Below are 16,138 nucleotides of genomic sequence, written 5' to 3' on the forward strand. Positions count from 1 at the left end.
CAGATCTCCCACTATTGTTCTGAGGTGTGCCTCGCCCATTGGGAGAACTCGAAGACGCGGTCATGTCGCGGGTGTGGAAGTGGAACCGCCCGGTGACCGTTCGAGAAGTCCTGGAAGATCTTCAGAAGGAGCGGTCCATCGCGTACACCACCGTGATGACCGTTTTGGACAATCTCCATCAGAAGGGCTGGGTGCGCCGTGAGGCGGAGGGCCGCGCCTATCGATATGAGGCGGTCTCCACACGCGCCGCCTACGCCGCCGCCCTGATGAACGACGCCTGGTCGCAGAGTGACAACCCCGCCGCGGCTCTCGTCGCCTTCTTCGGCATGATGAGCGAGGAACAGCGAGAGGCTCTCCGCGATGCCGTACGCATCGTCCAGGTACCGGAAACCCAGAAACCGACCGGAACGTCGGAACCAGCCGAACGAGCGGAACGCTCGGAACCGGCGGAACGCACGGAACCTGCGGAACGAACCGAACCTGCGGAACGAACCGAACCGGGGGAACGAACGGAACCGGCGGAACCGCCGGAGAACCCCGCCTCCGCTCAGGACGCCGACGGGCGATAGCGTCCCGGCATGTCCGCGAAGAGCCCCGAAGCCCCCGCAAAAGCCATCACCGTCCGGCGGGCCCGTACCGGCGATGTCCCGGCCGTGCGCCGCCTCCTTGACGCCTACGTCCGCGGCGGCATCCTGCTCGACAAAGCAACGGTGACGCTTTACGAGGACATCCAGGAGTTCTGGGTCGCGGAACGGGACGACAACGCCGAGGTCGTCGGCTGCGGCGCCCTGCACGTGATGTGGGAAGACCTGGCGGAAGTGCGCACTCTCGCCGTGAAGCCCGGCCTGAAGGGCGCGGGTGTCGGACACCAGTTGCTGGAGAAGTTGCTGCACACCGCCCGCTGGCTCGGCGTTCGCCGCGTTTTCTGTCTGACCTTCGAAGTCGACTTCTTCAGCAAGCACGGCTTCGTGGAGATCGGCGAGACGCCTGTCGACACCGATGTCTACGCGGAGCTGCTGCGTTCCTATGACGAGGGCGTCGCGGAGTTCCTCGGTCTCGAACGAGTGAAACCGAACACCTTGGGCAACAGCCGGATGCTTCTGCATCTGTGATCGCCAGGACGGACACACAAGCCAGTCGCAAGTCGGTCGCAAGACCGCCCGGTTCGTCAAGACATATTCCGCACCGCCGCCCTGCGTGGGTGCCCTATGTCCGAAACGCGCACGTTTCCGGGCGGAGGCGGGGCCGCCGGTCTCTCCCGAGGGTTTGTGTTTTTCCCGCAAAAGCGGTTTGCTTTCCGAGGTACTGCAGTACTGCATATAACAGGGGACGGTGATACGGCGGACGCCGGCACACCCCGGCCCTGAAGATATCGATGAAAGGAAATCCGGTGGCACAGAAGGTTCAGGTCCTTCTTGTCGACGACCTCGACGGCGGCGAGGCGGACGAGACCGTGACGTTCGCGCTGGACGGCAAGACGTACGAGATCGATCTCACCACCGCCAATGCGGACAAGCTCCGCGGCCTTCTCGAGCCTTACGTGAAGGGCGGTCGTCGTACCGGAGGCCGTGCTTCGGGCGGGCGCGGAAAGGCGCGGGCGGCTTCGAGCGGCAGCCAGGACACGGCGGCCATCCGCGCCTGGGCGAAGGAGAACGGCTACGAGGTCAACGACCGCGGCCGTGTTCCCGCGACCATCCGCGAGGCCTACGAGAAGGCCAACGGCTGAACAGCGGCACTACCGGCCCTGCGCACGCAAGGCCGGCGGCTGCGCGCACGCGTGCCGCAGCCGGAGCCGGTGGCACTGCGCGGCCACCGTGTTCACCAGCCGCACGAGATCGGGGGCGTCTCCACTGCCCCCCAACGCCGACAGCGTCGGCAGCGAGGCCTCGACCTCGCATCCCGGCTCGGGGGGCCGCAGCCACACAGCGGCCCCCTGGGAACCGAACCGGCCCAGGGGAAGCGGCCGGCCACGGGAGAAGCCGGGCTCGGGGTGCAACGCGCCGTCCGTCTCGGGGGCCGACGGCGCGAACGCCTGACGAGGCAGCGGCCCGCCCCTCCCGGCGGCCACCGGCATCAAGGCCTCGCACGGCAGCGGTCCACCCCCCGCCCGCGATACCGAGCCATCCGCGCCGCGGAAATACGCCGCGTCCGTCTCGTGGGCCGGCGGCCGGTCCCGCTCGTCAGCCGGCAGCCCGCCTGCTCCGCGCGGCGTCAGACTGCCCCTTTCCCGCGGCGGCGAGCCGTCCGCGTCGTCGCGGAAATACGCCGCGTCCGTCCTGCGAGGCAGCATCCAGTCCGTCTCGTCACGCGACAGCCCGCCTGCTCCGCGCGGCATCGAGCTGTCCCTTTCCCGCGATACCGAGCCTTCCGCGCCGCGGAAATACGCCGCGTCCGTCTCGTGGGCCGGCGGCCGGTCCCGCTCGTCAGCCGACAGCCCGCCTGCTCCGCGCGGCATCGAGCTGCCCCTTTCCCGCGATACCGAGCCGTCCGTCTCGCGGAAGAACAACGCGCTCGTCTCATCAGGCGGCACCCCGCCTGTCTCCCTCGGCATGAGACCGCCCCTCGGGCATGGCATCGAGCCGTCCGTCTCGCGCGACAGCGGCGCGTACGTCTCGCACGGCGGCAGTCCGCTCCACTCGCCCGATGCCGAGCCGTCCGTCACCCGGAACAGCTGCGCGCCCACCTTGCACGGCGCCCGCCCGCCCCTCTCGCCCGATGCCGAGCCGCCCGCCCCCCGGAACAGCGGCGTGCCCGCCTCGCAGTGCGGCCCCGCGCCCCTCACGCGCGGCATCGAGCCGTCCGTCCCCCGAAACAGCGGCGCGTCCGCCGCACGGGGCGGCATCGAGCCCTCCGTCCCGTCGAAGACCGGCGCTTCCATCCAGGGCGGACGCGGCGCCTCCATGGCACCCCCCGGCCCGATCGCCGTCAGGTCGAGCGGCAGCGTCCCCCACTCCAGCCACTCCAGCAGCCCGGGCAGTTCCTCCGCGCTGCCCGGGGCCACCAGGAGGCGCATCCGGTCGCCGAGCAGGGCGACCGGGGAGTGTGGCCCCAGGTGCCGCAGGGCCGCTCGTCCCGCCTCGGCAGGCACGTCCAGGACGTCGTAGCGCACCCCCACCGCCAGCCGCAGATGATCGCCGGGCACTGTCGGCCAGCCCAGTTCGTTCTCGTACCACCGTCGGACCCGGCAGTTCGCGTCGAGCGGCCGACGGGGGAGCGGGATGGGGCCGGGGGCTCCGAACATGCCAAGTGCAACAGCCGGAGGAGCGTGCGGGTTACGGTGGGTGTCGCATCGAGCGCACACAGTGGCGAAACGGGGGTGCGTGAGGGGTGCGGGGAGGCGCAAGGTTGTTCGCCCGTAGCGGAGGGAACGGGGGTGCTCGGCATGGACTTCCGGTCCGTACGGGTAAGACATCCCTAGTGGGAGGGGGCGACACGCAGGAAAGGCCGTCTCACGTTCGCCATGGGCGTACTGGCGAAGGGGGTAACTGCCTGGCCTGCGGGAACATCGTCTCGCACCATCGGGTTGGAGCAGATGTCGGCGTTCGGGGTCAGGAGGCCAAGGACGGTGTCGGCAGTTGGAATGAGCGGTCCCCGCTTGCGGGACTAAGCTGCGGAAGGACAGGGAGGGGAAGTTCCCCCCACTGCCTGACCGCTCTGAGGAGCGATTAACGATGTTCGAGAGGTTCACCGACCGCGCGCGGCGGGTTGTCGTCCTGGCTCAGGAAGAAGCCCGGATGCTCAACCACAACTACATCGGCACTGAGCACATCCTCCTGGGCCTGATCCACGAGGGTGAAGGTGTCGCCGCCAAGGCCCTTGAGAGCCTCGGGATTTCGCTCGAGGCGGTCCGCCAGCAGGTGGAGGAGATCATCGGGCAGGGCCAGCAGGCCCCGTCGGGTCACATCCCCTTCACCCCTCGTGCCAAGAAGGTCCTGGAGCTGTCGCTCCGCGAGGCTCTTCAGCTGGGCCACAACTACATCGGCACGGAGCACATCCTGCTCGGCCTGATCCGCGAGGGCGAGGGCGTCGCCGCCCAGGTCCTGGTCAAGCTGGGCGCAGATCTGAACCGCGTGCGGCAGCAGGTGATCCAGCTGCTCTCCGGTTACCAGGGCAAGGAGACCGCCACCGCCGGCGGTCCTGCCGAGGGCACGCCCTCCACGTCCCTGGTCCTCGACCAGTTCGGCCGGAACCTCACCCAGGCCGCTCGTGAGTCCAAGCTCGACCCGGTCATCGGGCGCGAGAAGGAGATCGAGCGGGTCATGCAGGTGCTGTCCCGCCGTACGAAGAACAACCCGGTCCTGATCGGTGAGCCCGGCGTCGGCAAGACCGCCGTCGTCGAGGGCCTCGCCCAGGCCATCGTCAAGGGCGAGGTGCCCGAGACCCTCAAGGACAAGCACCTCTACACCCTGGACCTCGGCGCGCTGGTCGCCGGCTCCCGCTACCGCGGTGACTTCGAGGAGCGCCTGAAGAAGGTGCTCAAGGAGATCCGCACCCGCGGCGACATCATCCTGTTCATCGACGAGCTGCACACGCTGGTCGGTGCGGGTGCCGCCGAGGGCGCCATCGACGCGGCTTCCATCCTGAAGCCGATGCTGGCCCGCGGCGAGCTCCAGACCATCGGTGCCACCACGCTGGACGAGTACCGCAAGCACCTGGAGAAGGACGCGGCCCTCGAGCGCCGCTTCCAGCCCATCCAGGTCGCCGAGCCGTCCCTGCCGCACACGATCGAGATCCTCAAGGGTCTGCGTGACCGGTACGAGGCGCACCACCGCGTCTCCATCACGGACGAGGCGCTGGTCCAGGCCGCCACCCTGGCCGACCGGTACATCTCGGACCGCTTCCTGCCGGACAAGGCGATCGACCTGATCGACGAGGCCGGTTCCCGGATGCGCATCCGCCGGATGACCGCGCCGCCGGACCTGCGCGAGTTCGACGAGAAGATCGCCGGTGTCCGCCGCGACAAGGAGTCCGCGATCGACTCGCAGGACTTCGAGAAGGCCGCCTCCCTGCGCGACAAGGAGAAGCAGCTCCTCGCCGCGAAGGCCAAGCGGGAGAAGGAGTGGAAGGCCGGCGACATGGACGTCGTCGCCGAGGTCGACGGCGAGCTGATCGCCGAGGTCCTCGCCACGGCCACGGGCATCCCGGTCTTCAAGCTGACCGAGGAGGAGTCCAGCCGACTGCTCCGCATGGAGGACGAGCTCCACAAGCGGGTCATCGGTCAGAAGGACGCCGTCAAGGCGCTGTCGAAGGCGATCCGCCGTACGCGTGCCGGTCTGAAGGACCCGAAGCGTCCCGGTGGCTCGTTCATCTTCGCCGGCCCGTCCGGTGTCGGTAAGACGGAGCTGTCCAAGGCGCTCGCCGAGTTCCTCTTCGGTGACGAGGACGCGCTGATCTCCCTCGACATGTCGGAGTTCAGCGAGAAGCACACGGTGTCGCGTCTCTTCGGTTCGCCCCCCGGTTACGTGGGCTACGAGGAGGGTGGCCAGCTGACGGAGAAGGTCCGCCGCAAGCCGTTCTCGGTCGTCCTCTTCGACGAGGTCGAGAAGGCCCACCCGGACATCTTCAACTCGCTGCTGCAGATCCTGGAGGACGGTCGCCTGACCGACTCCCAGGGCCGGGTCGTGGACTTCAAGAACACGGTCATCATCATGACGACCAACCTCGGCACCCGGGACATCTCCAAGGGCTTCAACCTGGGCTTCGCGGCCCAGGGCGACACCAAGTCCAACTACGAGCGCATGAAGAACAAGGTCTCGGACGAGCTCAAGCAGCACTTCCGGCCCGAGTTCCTCAACCGCGTCGACGACGTGGTCGTCTTCCCGCAGCTCAGCCAGGACGACATCCTCCAGATCGTCGACCTGATGATCGGCAAGGTGGACGAGCGCCTGAAGGACCGGGACATGGGCATCGAGCTCTCCCAGTCCGCCAAGGAGCTGCTGTCCAAGAAGGGCTACGACCCCGTGCTGGGCGCCCGGCCGCTGCGCCGGACCATCCAGCGCGAGATCGAGGACAGCCTCTCCGAGAAGATCCTCTTCGGCGAGCTGCGTCCCGGTCACATCGTGGTCGTGGACACCGAGGGCGAGGGTGAGACCAAGACCTTCACCTTCCGCGGCGAGGAGAAGTCGGCCCTGCCGGACGTCCCGCCGATCGAGCAGGCGGCCGGTGGCACGGGTCCGAACCTGAGCAAGGACGTGTAAGCGTCACGGTCGAGTGAGAGGGGCCGGTGCTGAGAGCACCGGCCCCTTTTGCATGCCCTATTGCGTCAGGACAGCTGCCCGTCGTAGTCCGGCAGCTTGTACGTCTTCTCGGCGTGGCCGCCCGAGAGGTCGGTGGCGCTGTTGCCGATGTTCGCGATGATCGTGTAGCCCTTCCTCTCGACGTCGACGCGCTGGGCCGTCTTGTACTCGGCGACGTTCTTGAAGAGGTCGATGAAGTTCCGGACGTACAGGCCGGAGACCTGGTAGCCGGCCTGCTTCAGGTTGTACTCGGTGAACGAGTGGATGATGTCCGGGCGGGCGGTCACGAAGAACAGGGCGACGCCGCGCTCCTGGGCGTATCTCGCGGCCTCCAGGACCGGCTTGTTGGCCGGCTGCGGGTAGCTGAAGCCGAAGTCGGTCTCCAGCGTGGTGTTGTCGATGTCGAAGACGATGGCCTGCTTCTCGCCCGGCTTGGCGGCCGCGATCCGCTGCTTCAGGTAGGGCAGCGCCTGGTCCATCACCGCCTGGCAGTCCTTCTGCCATGTCGCGTAGTCGACGTCAGCGGCGGCGGCCGTGGTGACCGCGGTGGCGGCACCGGCGGGGGCCGCGGCGTCGGCCGGTGCGGCCATCGCCACGAGGGCGGCTGCCGAGACGGCGGTCACTGATGCGCGGCGCAACCAGGGGCGTCGGGTCTGCATGTCGTGGGGGTCCTCTCACGTCCGTGACGCTGTCAACATGTCGTGTGCATGTTCGTGGGCGAGGGTGGCGCGAGGGGAACCGTAGGGTTACCGAACGGTAGGTGCATAGAGGCGTGCGCCACATTTCCGGAATGGCCGAAGAGGGTCCCCGGTGACATGCGGCACAGGCGATATGTCCGTTACTAGGCGGAATAGTGCTGAACGGGTCGGGAGGAAAGGGATTCTTGGCCCGTGGGTCGGGGTGAAGTGCGCTGTAGTGCGCTGATTCGTCCCGAATGAGTGCCATGTCAAGAGACGTAGAACACTGCCCTAAGTTACTAACTTAGGCCGTAGATCACGCTTTTGGGAGTTTGTCGGACTTCGGGTTACCAAGGGATGGCCATTCGGCGAGCGACTGTGCGCCGGGTGGTTTTCTCCGTCCCCTTCCCCATGAGGTTTCGATGTCCCAGCGCGTCACGTCCCGTTCCTTCCGTACGTCCCAGCTCCGCACCCGTGCGACCGTGCTGGCCGCCGGCCTCGGCGTCTCGGTCGCACTGGGAGCCGGGGTCGCGTCCGCCGCCGACACCACGGCCGCGTCCGGTGCCGCCAGTGCCGTCCAGGCGCAGGCCGCCGCCCAGGCCAAGGCCGCCAAGGCCGAGGCTGCGAAGGCCGAGAAGGCCGCCAAGGCCGCCGCCGTGAAGAAGGCGGCCGCCGCCAAGAAGGCCGCCGTGAAGAAGGCCGCGAAGAAGGCCACGCCGTCCTGGGTCGACCCGGTGAAGAAGTACAAGCTCTCCGCGAGCTTCGCCCAGAACGGCGGCATGTGGCAGTCCACCCACAGCGGGCAGGACTTCGCCGTGCCGAGCGGCACCCAGGTCGTCGCCGCCCACGGCGGCACCGTCGTCAAGGCCGGCGGCAACGGCGCCGGTGACGGCCCCGCGTACGGCAACGCCGTCGTGATCAAGCACGGCAACGGCACGTACTCGCAGTACGCCCACCTGTCGAAGGTCAAGGTGAGCATCGGCCAGGTCGTCAAGACCGGCCAGGAGATAGCCCGGTCCGGCAACACCGGCAACTCGAGCGGTCCGCACCTGCACTTCGAGATCCGTACGACCGCCAACTACGGCTCGGCGGTCGACCCGGTGAAGTTCCTGCGCGCCAAGGGCGTCAAGGTCTGACGATCCCTAGGAGCCCTGGGCTCCCCGGTGGGCCTGGGTCACCAGGTCCGTGGCGACCTCGCGGACGGCTTTGTTCTTGTCCTCGGGGTCGCCTTCCAGGTCCTGGAGCAGGAACATCCCGGCGTGCAGCGTGAAGATCGCGCTCACGCAGCGCACCTGGTCGACCATGTCGGCGTCCGGGTCGATGATGATGTCGCGCAGGCTGCGGATCCGCTCCTTGAAGGAGTCGCCGATCCGCAGCTCCCGCACCGTCGCCTGGTTGTCGTGCATGAAGCGGAACAGCGGCGCGGCGCCGTACAGGGTCTCCGCGTAACGGCGGACGATCTCCTGCTTGGTGTCGAGCGTGTGCGGCTGCTGCCGCCCCCACTCGATCAGTTCCTCGATCGGCTTCGTGAGGTCCTCGAAGATGCTGACGAGGATCTCTTCCTTGGTCTTGAAGTGGTAGTAGAGCGCCGCCTTGGTGACCTCCAGGCGTTCCGCGATCTCGCGCAGGGAGGTCTTCTCGTAGCCCTGGTCCGCGAAGAGTTCGAGGGCCACGTCCTGGATGCGCTGGCGGGTGTCCCCGCGGCGCCGCTTCCTGGTGCCGTCCATGGTGCCGCCCATCCTCCTACGCCGCTCCCTTTCCATAAAACTTACTTGACGCCCGGCTAGTTCCGCGGCTAGCTTCCGAGTGTAGTCACTAGCCGGTCGGCAAGTAAGTAGCGGTAGCTGGGGGAGTGGGAAAGCGATGGCGGACACGACGGACACACCGGCGGTCGGCGCCGACACCGACACCGGGGGGAAACGGCCGAAGAGCGTGCGGGTCGTGCTGCTCGCGTTGATGATCGCGATGATGCTCGCGATGCTCGACAACATGATCATCGGTACGGCGATGCCGACGATCGTCGGTGAACTGGGCGGCCTCGAACACCTCTCGTGGGTGGTCACCGCCTACACGCTCGCGACCGCGGCCTCCACCCCGCTGTGGGGCAAGCTCGGCGACATGTACGGCCGCAAGGGCATGTTCATGTCTTCCATCGTCCTCTTCCTGATCGGCTCGGCGCTCAGCGGCATGGCCCAGAACATGGGCGAGCTGATCGGCTTCCGCGCGATCCAGGGCCTCGGCGCCGGCGGTCTGATGGTCGGCGTCATGGCGATCATCGGTGACCTGATCCCGCCCCGGGAGCGTGGCAAGTACCAGGGCATGATGGCCGGCGTCATGGCGCTGGCGATGATCGGCGGCCCGCTGGTCGGCGGCACGATCACCGACCACTGGGGCTGGCGCTGGGCGTTCTACATCAACCTGCCGCTCGGCGTGGTCGCGCTGGTCGCCGTCAGTGTCGTGCTGCACCTGCCGAAGAAGCGGTCCGAGGCGCGGATCGACTACCTGGGCGCCGCCCTGCTGACCGTCGGCATCACCGCGATCGTGCTCGTCACCACCTGGGGCGGCACGGAGTACGCCTGGACATCCGCGCGGATCATGGAGCTGATCGGCATCGGGGTCGCCGCACTCGTCGGGTTCGTGTTCTGGCAGACCAAGGCGGCCGAGCCGGTGGTGCCGCTGCACATCTTCCGCAGCCGCAACTTCACGCTGATGTCGGTCATCGGCTTCATCACCGGGTTCGTGATGTTCGGCGCGACGCTGTTCCTGCCGCTGTACCAGCAGTCCGTGCAGGGTGCCTCCGCGACGAACTCCGGGCTGCTCCTCCTGCCGATGCTCGGCGCGATGCTGGTGACCTCGATGGTCGCCGGACGGGTCACCACGAACACCGGCCGGTACAAGGTGTTCCCGATTCTCGGCAGCGTCCTGATGACCGTCGGCCTCTACCTCCTGTCCACGATGGACACGGGGACCTCGCGGTTCACGTCCGGCGTCTTCATGGCCGTGGTCGGCTTCGGCATGGGCTGCCTGATGCAGATCACGATGCTGGTCGCGCAGAACAGCGTGGAGATGAAGGACATGGGCGTCGCGTCCTCGTCCACCACCCTCTTCCGCACCCTCGGCTCCTCCTTCGGCGTCGCGATCATGGGCGCGCTGTTCAACAACCGCGTCCAGGACGTCATGTCCGAGCGGGGCGGTGCGCTGGGCTCCAAGATCACCGAGCAGTCGGCACAGCTCGACGCCAAGAGCCTGGAGAAGCTTCCGGTACTGGTCCGGGAGGCGTACCAGCACGCGGTGTCCGCCGGCACGCACTCGGCGTTCCTGCTGGGAGCCGTGGTGGCGGTGGTTGCCCTGGTGGCGGCCGTGTTCGTCAAGGAGGTCCCGCTCAAGGGGGCGGGGCCGAAGGCGGAGGACGAGCCGGACGCCCCGGCGACGCAGCCGCCCGTGGCGGAGGCCGTCTGACCCGGCCGCATGACGAAGGCCCCCGGGGCGGAGAACCCCGGGGGCCTTCGTCATGCGGTCCGGTCGCACAGACCTCACTGTCAGACCCCCGTGCCACCATCGGATCCATGGACAAGATGCGGCAGGTGCGCCTGGCCAAGGACGCCATGGACCGGGACTGGGCCGATCCGGACCTGGACCTGGGCGCCGTGGCCGCACACGCCGGGTACTCGCGGTATCACTTCATCCGCGCCTTCAAGGAGGCGTACGGCGAGACCCCCGGGCAGTACCTCACGCACCGCCGCATAGAACGCGCCGAGGACCTGCTGCGCACGGCGAACCTCTCGGTGACGGAGATCTGCCACCTGGTCGGCTTCAGCAGCGTGGGCACGTTCTCGGCCCGGTTCAAGGCGTGGACCGGCCTGACGCCCAGCGAGTACCGGACGAAGCACGTGGGCCGCGGAGCGGCACTCATACCGGGCTGCTACGCCATGCTGTGGGCCGGCGGCTTCCGGTCGGCACCCGGCCCAGGGCAGCAGCGCAATTCCGGAGAAGCGGGCTGACACCCCCGCTGCCTACGGTGGCAGGGCACGCACGAACCGGCCCCGACCAGCAGGAGCACGCCATGATCAAGGGTCTCGCCATCTCGACCGTCTGGGTCCTCGACCAGGACCGGGCCAAGGAGTTCTACACCGAGAAACTGGGCCTGGAGGTCCGTACGGACATGACCATGGGCGAGGGCGGCATGCGCTGGCTCACCGTCGGCTCGCCCGACCAGCCCGACGTCGAGCTCACGCTGATGGTGCCCGGCGGGCCCGCGATGGACCCAGAGTCCGCCGAGATGGTCCGGAAGCTGGTGACGAAGGGCGCGCTCGGCGCGGGCGTGCTGACCACCGACGACATCCACGGCGACTACAAGAAGCTCAAGGACCGGGGTGTGGAGTTCCTCCAGGAGCCGCAGGAGCGCCCGTACGGCACGGAGGCGCTGTTCCGCGACGACTCCGGCAACTGGTTCTCCTTCACGCAGCCCCGGGAGGGCGGACTCGACCTGGACCAGGACTGGACCTGCTGACCACCGCGAGGGACTACGTCCCCGACCCCGGCAGCATCGGATAACTCCCCGTGTTCGTCGGCGCGTGCTCCGGCAGCCACAGCACGGCGACCGCGCCTTCGGCGGGCAGATGCTCCGGTGTCCCGGGTGTGCGGACGTTCCGGAAGGTCAGCCGGGCGCCCATCACCCGGGCCTGGCCGGCCGCGATGGTCAGACCGAGGCCGTGGCCGTGCCCGGCCCGGTCCTTGCTGCCGGTGCGGAAGCGGCTCGGCCCCTCGGCGAGCAGGTCCTCGGGGAAGCCGGGCCCGTGGTCGCGGACCCGGATGACCCGGCCCTCGACGGTGACCTCGATGGGCGGCTTGCCGTGCCGGGCCGCGTTGGCGAGCAGGTTGAACAGCACCCGCTCCAGGCGCCTCGGGTCGGTGGTGACCTCCGACTCGTGCACGATCCGCACCTCGACGTCCGGGTCCTTGGCAGCCACCCGCCGGGCGACGAACTCGCCCAGCATGATGTCCTGGAGCTCGGCCCGCTCGGAGGCCCCGTCCAGCCGGGCCACCTCCAGCACGTCCTCCACGAGCGTGCGCATCGCCTTCGCCCGGTCCAGCACCAGCTCGGTCGGGCGCCCCGGCGGCAGCAGTTCCGCGGCGGTCAGCAGCCCGGTCACCGGTGTGCGCAGCTCGTGCGCGATGTCGGCGGTGACCCGCCGCTCGGCCTCGATCCGCTGGCGCAGTGTGTCCGCCATGGCGTCCACCGCGCTCGCCAGGTCGTCGGTCTCGTCCCGGACGACCCCGCCCATGGCGTCCCGCACGCGCACGTCCGTCTCGCCGCCCGCGAGCTGATGGGCCGCCACGGCCGCCTTGCGCAGCCGCCGCGAGAGATGCCCGCCGATGAGCACGCCGAGCGCGCTGCCGCCGAGGACGACCGCGATGGAGCCGATGAGCAGGGCCTGGTCGAGGTCCTGGAGGATGTCCGAGCTGCGGTCCGTGAAGCCCGAGTGCAGGGACATGACATGCCCGTTCTTCAGCGGCACGGCGGCCCATATGTCGGGCACGTCACCGGGCCGGTCCGCCACGTACGTCGCCCGCTGGCCCGCCTCGACCCGGTCCCGCAGCGCCGCCGGCAGGTTCGGGTCGTCGATCTTGGTGTTGGGGAAGTTCATCCGCCCGGACAGCTCGAAGTTCCGCTGGGCGATCATGATGCGCTCGTCGGCGAGGTCGCGCGCGTTGTCCAGCATCGACACCCGGGCGGCGTTGTGCACGACCAGGCTCAGCGCGACCGCCACCAGCGCCCCGACCAGCGCGATGGCCGCGCTCAGCTTCCATCTGAGGCCCGTGCGGATCCCCGCCCGCTCCAAGCCCGTGGCGACCAGGCGCCGGAAGTGCCCCCTCATATCCCCTGCTCAGGCCTTCAACTTGTAGCCGAAGCCGCGGACCGTCTCGATACGGTCCTGGCCGATCTTCTGCCGCAGCCGCTGCACGTGCACGTCGACGACGCGGGTGTCCCCTCCCCAGCCGTAGTCCCACACCCGCTCCAGCAGCTTGTCGCGGGAGAGCACCGTGCCCGGCGCCGTGGAGAACTCCAGCAGCAGGCGCATCTCGGTCGGCGTCAGCGCCACCGGCTGCCCGGCCCGGTGGACCTCCATGCCCTCGGTGTCGACCTCCAGGTCCCCGAAGGTCAGCACCCCGCCGTTCGGTGGCGAGGCCGGCTCCTCGGCCCGGCCGCCGCCCGCGTGCCCGAACCGGCGCAGCACCGCGCGGATCCGGGCGACCAGGACGGCACCGTCGAACGGCTTGGTCACATAGTCGTCGGCCCCCGCCTCCAGACCCAGCACGACGTCGATGGAGTCGGCCCGCGCCGACAGCATGATGACCGGCACGGTCGACTCGTCCCGGATACGGCGGCACAGGCTGACCCCGTCGAGGCCGGGAACCATGACGTCCAGCAGCGCGATGTCGGGGCGGTCCGCCCGGAACGCCTCCAGGCCCGACAGTCCGTCGGGCATGGCGGTGACCACGAAGCCGTCCCGTTCCAGGGCGAGCTGCGTGGCCTCACGGATGACGTCGTCGTCCTCGACGAACAGGACGTGGGTCTGGTCTGCCATCCCGGTGCTCTCAGTCCTCGTGTGATTCGTGGGGTGCGTTCTGTCGTGTTCTCTCTGAGGGACGCACGGTCCATGTGATGCGTTCACCGAGGGATCGGTCCGAGCGGCCCGATCGGTTCACGCGCCCTCGCGCCCGGGTCAGCTCGCGGGCTCCGGCGTGGGGGTGTCGCCGACGACCTTCCCGTAGTCGTTGTGCGTGCGGTACTCCTCGTCGAACCGGCCGGAGGTCCAGCGGTACGTGATCACGTTCTCCCCGGAGGGACTCGACACCGGGTCGCCCTTGTCGTACACCTGCTTGGTCACGACCAGGTCGCCGCGGTCGATCTCCGCGTAGACCGGGGGTTCCTCGGCCTTGAACACATTCTGGTACGAGCCGTCCTGCTCGCGGTACACGTAACTGCCGACACCCACCGCGTCACCGCAGGTCAGCACGTTGACGACGACATCGTCGGCGGACCCGCCGGTCATGTTGCCGTAGGACACGTCGACGGGGTACTCGTCGGCGACGCACGGCTTCAGCTCGCGCTTCACCTCGGGGGAGACCTTCGGGTCGTCCTTGACGAGCCGGACGGCGTCGACCGTGTCGGGCGTCTTCGACGGCGCGGCGGACGGTGTGGCGGCGGCGGCCCCTGCCACCGAGTCGGAGTGCGCCGGGCCCTCGTCACGGGCGCCGGTGCCGCCCGCGCCGCACGCGGACGCGAAAAGGCCGAGGGCGGCGAGCACGGCCAGCGCCGTACTCACCGCCTGGATGCTGGCCCGGGGCCGTGCAGACCCCTCGCCGGTCAGGCCGCGCACCGCTCCCGCTCCTCACGCTCCAGCGCGCGTGCGTCCAGATCGCGGGACTCCAGCTCCTCGCGGAGCCGGGCGAGCGCCCGGTGCAGCGTGCTCTTGACCGTTCCGGCCGACATGCCGAGGGCGGCGGCCGTCTCCTCTGTGGACATCTGCTCCCAGTGTCGCAGCACGACGACACTGCGCTGCTTCGGGGCGAGCACCTTCATGATGTCCATCAGCAGGGCGCGGTCCGCGTGCTGCTCGGTGGCGTCGTCGACCGAGGCGTCCGGGAGCTGCTCGGTCGGCACCTCCTCCAGCTTGCGGGCCCGCCACCACTCCGTTCGCGTGTTGATCATCACCCGGCGCAGGTAGGCGTCCGCCAGCCGCTTGTCCTCGATGGTCTCCCAGCGGCCGTACGTCCGTACCAGCGCGGTCTGGAGCAGGTCCTGCGCGTCCGTCGGGTCCGGGACCAGACGGCGGGCACTGCGCAGCAGCGCGTCCTGCCGAGTGCGGACGTACTCCTCGAACTCGAGCACCTCGCCCTGCGCCATGGTGAACCGCCTTCCGCTTCCCCGTTACGGCCGGCTCCCCGCCGTCCGTGCACTGCCTGTGTTCCTTGGTGGTCCCGTGTCTTCCGGGAACGAAATTGAAGGTACGGAGGCGTTGTCACGGCACTGTCCGAAGCAGCCTTCGGCTAGCACTCGGCTGTCCGTCGGTTGTGTAACGGACGGGGGAACGGGGCATGGCAGTGGGCGTGTTGGGGTTGATTCAGGGTGATTTGTCCACCCCGATCACTGTGACGGGCGGCGACCCGCGTCTGTGACCTGGCTGTCCGTACGTCAGGTCAGCGGCAGTCGGTACAGCCCTCCCGCCAGCGGTTCCACCAGACCGTCGGCGACCAGGCCGTCCAGGGCGCGGGCCCGCTGCACCGGCTCGTGCCACACCCGGTCCAGTGCCGACTGCGGAACCGGACCGTGGGCCTCCCGCAGGACGGCGAGCAGCCGCCCGCGCACCTGCCGGTCGGTGCCCGCGTACGTCTGGCCGCGGCGCGGCGGCCCGTCGTGCTCCGGCTTGCCCGCCAGCCGCCACGCGCACTGCGCGGCGATCGGGCAGCGGTGGCACGACTCGCTCTTCGCCGTGCACACCAGCGCGCCCAGCTCCATGGAGGCGGCGGCCCAGCGGGCGGCGGTCGGCTCGTCCTCGGGCAGCAGCGCGCGGGCGAGTTTGCGCTCGGCGGCGGTGGTGGCGTTCGGCGGGTACTGCACGCCGGTGACCGCGCGGGCGAAGACCCGGCGCACATTGGTGTCCAGCACCGGATGCCGCTGCCCGTAGGCGAAGGAGGCGACGGCGGCGGCCGTGTACTCGCCGATGCCGGGCAGCGCCAGCAGCTGGGCGTGGTCGGCCGGTACGTCACCGCCGTGCCGTTCCGTTATCGCGACGGCGGCGCCGTGCAGCCTGAGGGCGCGGCGCGGGTAGCCGAGCCTGCCCCAGGCGCGGACCGCCTCGCCGGGCGCCTCCTTGGCCAGGTCGGCGGGGCGCGGCCAGCGGGCCAGCCACTGCTCGTAGACGGGCAGGACGCGGTTCACCGGCGTCTGCTGGAGCATGAACTCACTGACCATCACACCCCACGCCCCGGCTTCGGGGCGCCGCCACGGCAGGTCGCGGGCGTTCTCGTCGAACCAGTCGATGACGGGGGAGTGCAGGCTCTCGCCGGAGGGCGGGCCGGGCGCGGGGTCGCTGGGGCTGGTGTGCGGGGGCTTCGTGGGAGCAGTCATGGCCATTCGATCCTGCCACGCGGGGACCGCGTTCCGGGCACACCACCACCCAAGAGGGACAGGCGTACCTGACGATCGGCAGCAGTGCC

Annotated in this window: 15 protein-coding genes and 2 pseudogenes; 8 read left to right on the forward strand and 9 right to left on the reverse strand. The window is 69.3% G+C overall.

The features are described from left to right. The first annotated feature begins 38 nt into the window (after window positions 1–38). The 3 genes from CP976_RS24495 to CP976_RS24505 all read left to right on the forward strand — a co-directional run bounded on the left by CP976_RS24495 (window position 39) and on the right by CP976_RS24505 (window position 1,726). On the forward strand, window positions 39–569 hold the full coding sequence (locus CP976_RS24495) for a BlaI/MecI/CopY family transcriptional regulator (protein WP_229875347.1): 531 nt from the start codon (window positions 39–41) through the stop codon (window positions 567–569). Between the two features lie 9 nt (window positions 570–578). Next, window positions 579–1,112 carry an amino-acid N-acetyltransferase gene (locus CP976_RS24500; protein WP_086839362.1) on the forward strand — a complete coding sequence of 178 codons (534 nt, stop codon included), beginning with the start codon at window positions 579–581 and terminating at the stop codon, window positions 1,110–1,112. Between the two features lie 278 nt (window positions 1,113–1,390). Further along, a complete protein-coding gene (locus CP976_RS24505; RefSeq protein ID WP_010048839.1) occupies window positions 1,391–1,726 on the forward strand; it encodes a histone-like nucleoid-structuring protein Lsr2 in 336 nt (111 codons plus the stop codon). Between the two features lie 9 nt (window positions 1,727–1,735). Here CP976_RS24505 and CP976_RS24510 read toward each other — a convergent pair. Then, window positions 1,736–1,972, reverse strand: a pseudogene (locus CP976_RS24510) (SCO3374 family protein); the annotation flags it as partial. A 717-nt stretch (window positions 1,973–2,689) separates the two neighbouring features. After that, window positions 2,690–3,241 (reverse strand): annotated as a pseudogene (locus CP976_RS24515) (SCO3374 family protein); the annotation flags it as partial. A gap of 430 nt (window positions 3,242–3,671) precedes the next feature. On the opposite strand from CP976_RS24515, the gene CP976_RS24525 reads away from it, so the two are divergent. Further along, window positions 3,672–6,197, forward strand: coding sequence for an ATP-dependent Clp protease ATP-binding subunit (locus CP976_RS24525; RefSeq protein ID WP_059423420.1), 2,526 nt, complete (start codon window positions 3,672–3,674; stop codon window positions 6,195–6,197). 65 nt (window positions 6,198–6,262) lie between these two features. Here CP976_RS24525 and CP976_RS24530 read toward each other — a convergent pair whose 3' ends face one another. Beyond that, on the reverse strand, window positions 6,263–6,895 hold the full coding sequence (locus CP976_RS24530) for an HAD family acid phosphatase (RefSeq protein ID WP_150482308.1): 633 nt from the start codon (window positions 6,893–6,895) through the stop codon (window positions 6,263–6,265). Window positions 6,896–7,335: 440 nt separating this feature from the next. Here CP976_RS24530 and CP976_RS24535 point away from each other — a divergent pair, with 440 nt between their 5' ends. Further along, window positions 7,336–8,049: a M23 family metallopeptidase gene (locus CP976_RS24535; protein ID WP_150482309.1), complete on the forward strand. Its 714-nt coding sequence runs from the start codon at window positions 7,336–7,338 to the stop codon at window positions 8,047–8,049. A 6-nt stretch (window positions 8,050–8,055) separates the two neighbouring features. Here CP976_RS24535 and CP976_RS24540 read toward each other — a convergent pair whose 3' ends face one another. Continuing rightward, complete coding sequence (locus CP976_RS24540; RefSeq protein ID WP_150482310.1) at window positions 8,056–8,652, reverse strand: TetR/AcrR family transcriptional regulator; 597 nt, start codon at window positions 8,650–8,652, stop codon at window positions 8,056–8,058. Window positions 8,653–8,776: 124 nt separating this feature from the next. On the opposite strand from CP976_RS24540, the gene CP976_RS24545 reads away from it, so the two are divergent. The 3 genes from CP976_RS24545 (at window position 8,777) to CP976_RS24555 (ending at window position 11,423) form a co-directional block, all read left to right on the forward strand. Then, on the forward strand, window positions 8,777–10,372 hold the full coding sequence (locus tag CP976_RS24545) for an MDR family MFS transporter (protein ID WP_150482311.1): 1,596 nt from the start codon (window positions 8,777–8,779) through the stop codon (window positions 10,370–10,372). Between the two features lie 107 nt (window positions 10,373–10,479). Continuing rightward, a complete protein-coding gene (locus CP976_RS24550; RefSeq protein ID WP_020270120.1) occupies window positions 10,480–10,914 on the forward strand; it encodes a helix-turn-helix transcriptional regulator in 435 nt (144 codons plus the stop codon). Between the two features lie 62 nt (window positions 10,915–10,976). Beyond that, complete coding sequence (locus CP976_RS24555) at window positions 10,977–11,423, forward strand: VOC family protein (RefSeq protein WP_086839351.1); 447 nt, start codon at window positions 10,977–10,979, stop codon at window positions 11,421–11,423. A 13-nt stretch (window positions 11,424–11,436) separates the two neighbouring features. Here CP976_RS24555 and cseC read toward each other — a convergent pair whose 3' ends face one another. From cseC to CP976_RS24580, 5 genes are all read right to left on the reverse strand, one after another. Further along, a complete protein-coding gene (cseC, locus tag CP976_RS24560; RefSeq protein ID WP_150482312.1) occupies window positions 11,437–12,792 on the reverse strand; it encodes a two-component system sensor histidine kinase CseC in 1,356 nt (451 codons plus the stop codon). Window positions 12,793–12,801: 9 nt separating this feature from the next. Then, window positions 12,802–13,503 carry a two-component system response regulator CseB gene (gene cseB, locus CP976_RS24565; RefSeq protein ID WP_086839347.1) on the reverse strand — a complete coding sequence of 234 codons (702 nt, stop codon included), beginning with the start codon at window positions 13,501–13,503 and terminating at the stop codon, window positions 12,802–12,804. 138 nt (window positions 13,504–13,641) lie between these two features. Next, a complete protein-coding gene (locus CP976_RS24570; RefSeq protein ID WP_167537407.1) occupies window positions 13,642–14,298 on the reverse strand; it encodes a hypothetical protein in 657 nt (218 codons plus the stop codon). Beyond that, window positions 14,286–14,825: a SigE family RNA polymerase sigma factor gene (locus CP976_RS24575; RefSeq protein WP_150482313.1), complete on the reverse strand. Its 540-nt coding sequence runs from the start codon at window positions 14,823–14,825 to the stop codon at window positions 14,286–14,288. The genes CP976_RS24570 and CP976_RS24575 overlap by 13 nt, the downstream gene beginning before the upstream one ends. Window positions 14,826–15,113: 288 nt before the next feature. After that, window positions 15,114–16,049 (reverse strand): HhH-GPD family protein, encoded by a 936-nt coding sequence (locus tag CP976_RS24580; RefSeq protein WP_150482314.1) that lies wholly within the window; start codon window positions 16,047–16,049, stop codon window positions 15,114–15,116. Between the last annotated feature and the right edge of the window lie 89 nt (window positions 16,050–16,138).

Origin of the sequence: Streptomyces coeruleorubidus (assembly GCF_008705135.1) — a bacterium.
Taxonomy (GTDB): domain Bacteria; phylum Actinomycetota; class Actinomycetes; order Streptomycetales; family Streptomycetaceae; genus Streptomyces; species Streptomyces coeruleofuscus.